The organism is Rhodococcus sp. P4_F3_2 (assembly GCF_056401335.1).
Map to the genome: position 1 here is coordinate 1 of NZ_JBFUJN010000313.1, position 354 is coordinate 354.

Here is a 354-nt window from a genome sequence, read left to right on the forward strand (position 1 = left end):
TTTCTACACTCATCCGCGCATTTCAARCAGGCCTCCGCACATTTTTGACAGTGGTCATGATCGTGTTTCTTACACTCATTTCCGCATTTTTCGCAAATTTCGGCGCAAACTCCAGCCAGTTCAGCAACGAAAGGCGTTCCTCTTTCTAGAGCTTGTTCCAAATATCCGCAAATATCTGCACATTCTCGATCAAAACGGATACAGTCCACCATCATACCCACATTTTCTTCTTTTAGACAAGCATCAAAACAATGGTTGCAGGCACTCATACAGTCATGCAGCGTTTGAATAACAGTTTGATAATTTTCGTTAGACATTGTAAAATTCCTCCTTATTTTTTCTTCTCTCTATTAC

At 40.5% G+C, this 354-nt stretch carries 1 protein-coding gene; it reads right to left on the reverse strand.

Features of this window, described 5'->3' with window-relative positions; translation table 11 throughout:
- Nucleotides 1-317 (reverse strand): four-helix bundle copper-binding protein (locus AC1DWA_RS33885; RefSeq protein WP_477917945.1); only part of this gene is annotated, 317 nt, incomplete at its 3' end.
- Nucleotides 318-354: the final 37 nt, after the last annotated feature.